The sequence below is a fragment of the Pseudomonas agronomica genome, assembly GCF_025917275.1.
GTDB lineage: Bacteria > Pseudomonadota > Gammaproteobacteria > Pseudomonadales > Pseudomonadaceae > Aquipseudomonas > Aquipseudomonas agronomica.
In genome coordinates, this window is record NZ_JAOSHO010000323.1 from 1 (window position 1) to 6,001 (window position 6,001).

5 protein-coding genes are annotated in these 6,001 nt (G+C 63.0%); 2 read left to right on the plus strand and 3 right to left on the minus strand.

Translation table 11 applies throughout. The features are described 5' to 3' along the window. Positions 1-46: 46 nt before the first annotated feature. The 3 genes from kdpB to kdpF are packed head-to-tail and all read right to left on the minus strand — an operon-like array spanning position 47 to position 3,904. The gene (gene kdpB / locus OC610_RS19535) at positions 47-2,101 is read right to left on the minus strand and encodes a potassium-transporting ATPase subunit KdpB (RefSeq protein ID WP_264429986.1); all 2,055 of its coding nucleotides are present in this window, start codon (positions 2,099-2,101) and stop codon (positions 47-49) included. 10 nt (positions 2,102-2,111) lie between these two features. Further along, positions 2,112-3,806: a potassium-transporting ATPase subunit KdpA gene (gene kdpA / locus OC610_RS19540; protein ID WP_264429988.1), complete on the minus strand. Its 1,695-nt coding sequence runs from the start codon at positions 3,804-3,806 to the stop codon at positions 2,112-2,114. A gap of 8 nt (positions 3,807-3,814) precedes the next feature. Then, complete coding sequence (gene kdpF, locus OC610_RS19545) at positions 3,815-3,904, minus strand: K(+)-transporting ATPase subunit F (RefSeq protein ID WP_032863112.1); 90 nt, start codon at positions 3,902-3,904, stop codon at positions 3,815-3,817. A gap of 404 nt (positions 3,905-4,308) precedes the next feature. Between kdpF and eat the strand changes: the two genes are divergently transcribed. Then, entirely contained in the window at positions 4,309-5,673 is a 1,365-nt protein-coding gene (gene eat, locus OC610_RS19550; protein WP_198797576.1) for an ethanolamine permease, read from the plus strand. Positions 5,674-5,792: 119 nt separating this feature from the next. Next, positions 5,793-5,960: a DUF2897 family protein gene (locus OC610_RS19555; RefSeq protein ID WP_003183831.1), complete on the plus strand. Its 168-nt coding sequence runs from the start codon at positions 5,793-5,795 to the stop codon at positions 5,958-5,960. Positions 5,961-6,001 lie beyond the last annotated feature (41 nt).

Sequence of the window (6,001 nt, forward strand, 5' to 3'; positions counted from 1 at the left end):
CAAGCTCCCTCGCCACAAAAGCGGTCCTGTCCAAATTTCCCGTTTTTTAAACCAAGTGCAGACCCGTCAAAAACAAATCAATCGCCTTGATCCCCACGAACGGTACCGCGATCCCGCCCAGGCCGTAGATCAGCAGGTTGCGCCGCAGCAAGGCCGCCGCGCTCGCTGCCTGCACCCGCACGCCGCGCAGGGCCAGGGGGATCAGCACGACGATGATCAAGGCGTTGAAGACGATGGCCGAGAGGATCGCGCTCTGCGGGCTGCTCAGGTGCATGACGTTCAGCACGCCAAGCTGCGGATAGATCGAGGCGAACAGCGCCGGCAGGATCGCGAAGTATTTGGCGATGTCATTGGCGATGGAGAACGTGGTCAGCGCGCCACGGGTGACCAGCAATTCCTTGCCGATCTGCACCACGTCCAGCAACTTGGTGGGATCGCTGTCGAGGTCGACCATGTTGGCCGCCTCGCGCGCGGCCTGGGTGCCGTCGTTCATCGCCATGCCCACATCGGCCTGGGCCAGGGCCGGAGCGTCGTTGGCGCCGTCGCCGCACATGGCGACCAGCCGGCCATCGTTCTGCTCATGGCGGATGCGCGCCAGTTTTTTCTCTGGCGTGGCCTCGGCCAGCACATCATCCACGCCCGCTTCGGCGGCAATCGCGGCTGCAGTGAGCGGGTTATCGCCCGTGACCATCACCGTGCGGATCCCCAGCTTGCGTAGCTCGGCAAAGCGCTCGCGGATGCCGGGCTTGACCACGTCCTTGAGGTGGATGGCACCGAGCAGCTTGCCGTCCACGCAGACCAGCAACGGCGTGCCGCCGCTCTGGGCGATCTTGTCGACTTCTCGCGCCAGTGCGGTGGGCAGCCCGTCACGGGGCAGGCCGATGAAACTCAACAGAGAATCCACCGCGCCCTTGCGATAAACGCGTCCTTGATAATCCACGCCGGACAAACGGGTTTCGGCGCTGAAGGGCACGGCGGTCAGCGCGTCCAGAGCGGGTTCAGCCTGCGGATGCAACCCGCGCAGGTATTCGACGATGGACTTGCCTTCGGCGGTGTCGTCAGCCAGGGAGGCGAACAAGGCGCCTTCGGCCAGTTCCTTGGCGCTCACGCCTGGGGCCGCATGGACCGCTGCGCAGCGACGATTGCCAAAGGTGATGGTGCCGGTCTTGTCCAGCATCAACACGTGTACATCCCCTGCGGCTTCCACCGCGCGGCCAGACTTGGCGATCACGTTCAGGCGCACCAGGCGATCCATCCCGGCAATGCCGATGGCCGACAGCAAGCCGCCGATCGTGGTGGGGATCAACGTCACCAACAGCGCCACCAGGAACACCAGCGGCAGGCTGCCGTTGGCGAAATGGGCGAACGGTTGCAGCGTCACCACCACCAGCAGGAAGATCAGCGTCAGGCCGATCAGCAGGATATCCAGCGCCACTTCGTTCGGGGTTTTCTGGCGTTTGGCACCTTCAACCAGGGCGATCATGCGGTCCAGGGTGGACTCGCCGGGATTGCTGGTGATGCGCACCAGCAACCAGTCGGAGACCAGCCGCGTGTTGCCGGTGACCGCCGAGCGATCGCCGCCGGATTCACGGATGACCGGCGCCGATTCCCCGGTAATCGCGGCTTCATTGACCGCCGCGATGCCTTCGATCACTTCGCCGTCGCCGGGGATCATCTCCCCTGCCGCGACCCGTACGACATCGCCTTTGCGCAAGCGGGTGGCGGGTATCACCTCGAATCCGTCCGTGGTCTGGCGACGGGCGCTCAAGCCTTCGCTGCCGGCCTTGAGACTGTCGGCCCGAGCCTTGCCCCGACCTTCGGCCAAGGCTTCGGCGAAGTTGGCGAACAACACGGTGAACCACAGCCACAGGGCGATTTGCGCAGCCACGAAAGTTGGCACCGCGCTGTCGGGAACCAGGCACAGCACGGTGGTGAGGATCGCGGTGAGCTCCACCACCAGCATCACCGGCGCACGGTGCAACTGACGCGGGTCAAGCTTGACGAACGCTTGGACCAGCGCCGGCCGCCACAGGGCTGACAGATTGGTTTTGGCTTGCTCCGGCGCCTTGGCGACGACGGTCTTGCTCAGGGGCATGTTCATCATCAAATCCTCAGAAACCCAGGCTCAGGTGTTCGGCAATCGGGCCCAGGGCCAGGGTTGGCAGGAAGGTCAAGCCGCCGACCAACAGGATGGTCACGGTCAACAGCGTCACGAACAGCGGGCCATGGGTGGGAAAGCTGTTCTGGCCGATGGGTGCGGTTTTCTTCAGCGCCAGGCTGCCAGCCAGTGCCAGCACCGGCAGGATGTAGCCGAAACGACCGATCAACATGCCCAGGCCAAGCATCAGGTTGTGAAACGGCGTGTTCGCGCCAAAACCGGCGAACGCCGAACCGTTGTTCGCCCCCGCCGAGGTGTAGGCGTAAAGCAATTGGCTGAAACCGTGGGCGCCAGGGTTGCTCACCGCCGCCGCAGGGCCGGGCAGGCTCGCGGCGATGGCGCCGAGCACCAGCACGCTCACCGGCATCACCAGCAGCGTCACCACCAGCAACTGCACTTCCCGGGCGCCGAGCTTCTTGCCGAGGTATTCCGGCGTGCGACCGATCATCAACCCCGCGAGAAACACCGCGATCAACACGTTCAGCAGCATCCCGTAGAGTCCGGCGCCGACGCCGCCGAAGATCACTTCGCCGACCATCATGTTGACCAGCGCCACCATCCCGCTCAGCGGATTGAGGCTGTCGTGCATGGCGTTGACCGAGCCGTTGGACGCCGCCGTGGTCGTCACCGACCAAAGCACCGTGGCGGTGGTGCCGAAGCGCGCCTCCTTGCCTTCCAGCGGCGCGGTTTGTTCGACGGCTGCGTCGTTGAGGGCTGGATTGGGTTGGTATTCGGCCCACAGCGACGTCGCCCCGCCGATCAGGAACAAGGCCAGCATGCAGGCGATGATCGCCCGGCTCTGGCGCAGGTCCTTGACGTAATGACCGAAGGTGAACACCAACGCCGCCGGGATCAGGATGATCGACGCGACTTCGAAAAGATTGGTCCAAGCGGTCGGGTTCTCGAACGGGTGCGCCGAGTTGACGCCGAAGAAACCACCGCCGTTGGTGCCCAGTTGCTTGATCGCAATCTGGCTGGCCGCCGGACCGAGAGGGATCACCTGATCGACGCCCTGCATCGTCACCCCGTGCACATAATGCGCGAACGTCTGCGGCACGCCCTGCCACACCAGGAACAGAGCCAGCACCAGGCACAGCGGCAACAATCCGTAGAGCGTTGCACGGGTCATGTCGACCCAGAAATTGCCCAAGGTCGTGGCGGACTTGCGCCCGATCCCACGGCACAGCGCAACCAGCACGGCCAGGCCCGTGGCGGCGCTGACGAAGTTCTGCACGGTCAGGCCGATCATCTGGCTCAAGTAACTGAGGGACGCCTCACCGCTGTAGGACTGCCAATTGGTGTTGGTCATGAAACTGACCGCCGTGTTGAACGCCTGGGTCCATTCCATGCCGGGCAGGTTTTCGGTGTTGAGCGGTAAATGTCCCTGTAACAGGAGCACGGCGAACAACAAGGCGAAACCCGCCAGGTTGAAGGCGAGCAACGCCAGGGTGTACTTCTGCCAACTCTGCTCGGTGGTCGAATCGACACCGGCCACCTTGTAACAACACCTTTCCACCGGCCCCAGCACGGGTGAGAGCCAGGTACGCTGGCCTTCCATCACCCGATAATAGAAACGCCCCAGGAACGGTGCGGGGATCAGCACCAACGCGAAGAAGCCGAGGATCAGCCCGTAGTCATAACCGTGCATAGCCGCTCCTAACCCCGGTCCGCGCGCAACAGCGCAACCAACAGATAAATGAACAGCGCCACTGCCAGCAGCAGCGACACCCCGTCCAGAACACTCATGGGATTTCTCCGTGGTACGGCGTCGTGCCGTGTGTGGAGGGATTGTCGGTAGGGAGGGTGTAAAGGTGCGAGATCGAGGGTGGGGTGGGGGAATAAAGAATCTGTAAAAATTGGTTTCTTGGTTGCCCGGGTGGACCTCATCGCGAGCAAGCTCGCTCCCACAGGGGGATCTTTAGTCGCTCCGAATTTTCATTCCCAGCCCGAGCAATGTGGGAGCGAGCTTGCTCGCGATGAGGCCAGCCCAGGCACCGACGCTCTGAACTGGGGCACAAACCCAGGCGATCCAGCCGCGAACATCCCCGATACGACACGATTCTCCCCATTACGACCGCCCGAACCATACTGGCACGCCCACTGCACTGCCCTCCTCCAGCGCTTTTGCTACTTATCGAGGGGAGCCACCAATGAACACACAACTAAAACCCACCCTGGGCACCCTGCACCTATGGGGCATCGCCGTCGGCCTGGTGATATCCGGCGAGTACTTCGGCTGGAGCTACGGCTGGGGCGTCGCCGGCACGCTGGGCTTTCTGGTGACATCGTTCATGGTCGCGGCCATGTACACCTGCTTCATCTTCAGCTTCACTGAACTGACCACCGCCATTCCCCACGCCGGCGGGCCGTTCGCCTATAGCCGTCGGGCCTTTGGCGAAAAAGGCGGCTTGATCGCTGGACTCGCGACATTGATCGAATTCGTCTTCGCTCCGCCCGCTATCGCGCTGGCCATCGGCGCCTACCTGAACGTGCAATTTCCGGCGCTCGACCCGAAACACGCCGCCGTCGGCGCGTACATCGTGTTCATGGGCCTCAACATCCTCGGCGTAAAACTGGCCGCAACCTTCGAACTGATCGTCTGCGTACTGGCCGTCGCCGAGTTGCTGGTGTTCATGGGCGTGGTCGCGCCGGCGTTCAGCTTCAGCAACTTCGCCCTCAACGGCTGGGCCGGCTCCGACGTGTTCGGCGCACCCGCTATTGCCGGGATGTTTGCAGCGATCCCCTTCGCGATCTGGTTCTTCCTCGCCATCGAAGGCGCGGCCATGGCCGCCGAAGAAGCCAAGGACCCGAAACGCACGATTCCGAAAGCCTACATCAGCGGCATCCTGACCCTGGTGGTGCTGGCCATGGGCGTGATGTTCTTTGCCGGCGGCGTCGGTGACTGGAGCACCTTGTCCAACATTAACGACCCGCTGCCCCAAGCCATGAAAGCCGTGGTCGGCGAAAGCTCCGGCTGGCTGCACATGCTCGTCTGGATCGGCCTGTTCGGCCTGGTAGCGAGCTTCCACGGCATCATCCTCGGCTACTCGCGCCAATTCTTCGCCCTCGCCCGCGCCGGCTACCTCCCCGCCTCTCTCGCCAAACTCTCGCGTTTCCAAACCCCACACCGCGCCATCATCGCCGGCGGACTGATCGGCATCGCCGCCATCTACAGCGACGGCCTGATCAACCTCGGCGGCATGACCCTCACCGCCGCGATGATCACCATGGCCGTGTTCGGCGCCATCGTCATGTACATCATGAGCATGCTCAGCCTGTTCAAGTTGCGCAAAACCGAGCCCAACCTGGAACGCACCTTCCGCGCGCCGGGCTACCCGATCGTGCCGGGCATCGCCTTGGTCCTGGCCGTGGTGTGCCTGGTGGCGATGGCTTGGTTCAATGCGTTGATCGGGCTGATCTTCCTCGGCTTCATGGCGGTGGGTTTCGTGTACTTCGTGTTGACCGCGCAGTTACGCGCAGACGCTCCGGCCGATGCGATGTTGACCGGGCTATAAGCGGAACCCGGCATAACCGGCGTAGTATGGAACCACTGCGAACGGTCTTCGCTCATAAGTGGTACGGACAATGACCAGCGAAATACTCGTCTGGCCATTGCCCCCTCAAGGAGAGCCCTATGCCCTGGTATGCCTGGTTAATCCTGATCGTCGCCATCGGCTCGATCGTGGGTGGTTTGATGATGCTGCGCGACACCGCCAACAAGGTTGAGCTGACGGACGAACAGCGCAAGCGTGTTGCCGAACGCAATGCGGAAATGGATGCGAAAGAGGCGAAGGATCGCTGATCTGCTTGCTGCGCATCACTCTGTGGCGAGGGGATTTATCC

Bases quoted from the DNA above. Each gene is read 5' to 3' on its own strand.
- kdpB (WP_264429986.1), bottom strand. From the start codon at position 2,101: ATGAACATGCCCCTGAGCAAGACCGTCGTCGCCAAGGCGCCGGAGCAA.
- kdpA (WP_264429988.1), bottom strand. From the start codon at position 3,806: ATGCACGGTTATGACTACGGGCTGATCCTCGGCTTCTTCGCGTTGGTG.
- kdpF (WP_032863112.1), bottom strand. From the start codon at position 3,904: ATGAGTGTTCTGGACGGGGTGTCGCTGCTGCTGGCAGTGGCGCTGTTC.
- eat (WP_198797576.1), top strand. From the start codon at position 4,309: ATGAACACACAACTAAAACCCACCCTGGGCACCCTGCACCTATGGGGC.
- OC610_RS19555 (WP_003183831.1), top strand. From the start codon at position 5,793: ATGCCCTGGTATGCCTGGTTAATCCTGATCGTCGCCATCGGCTCGATC.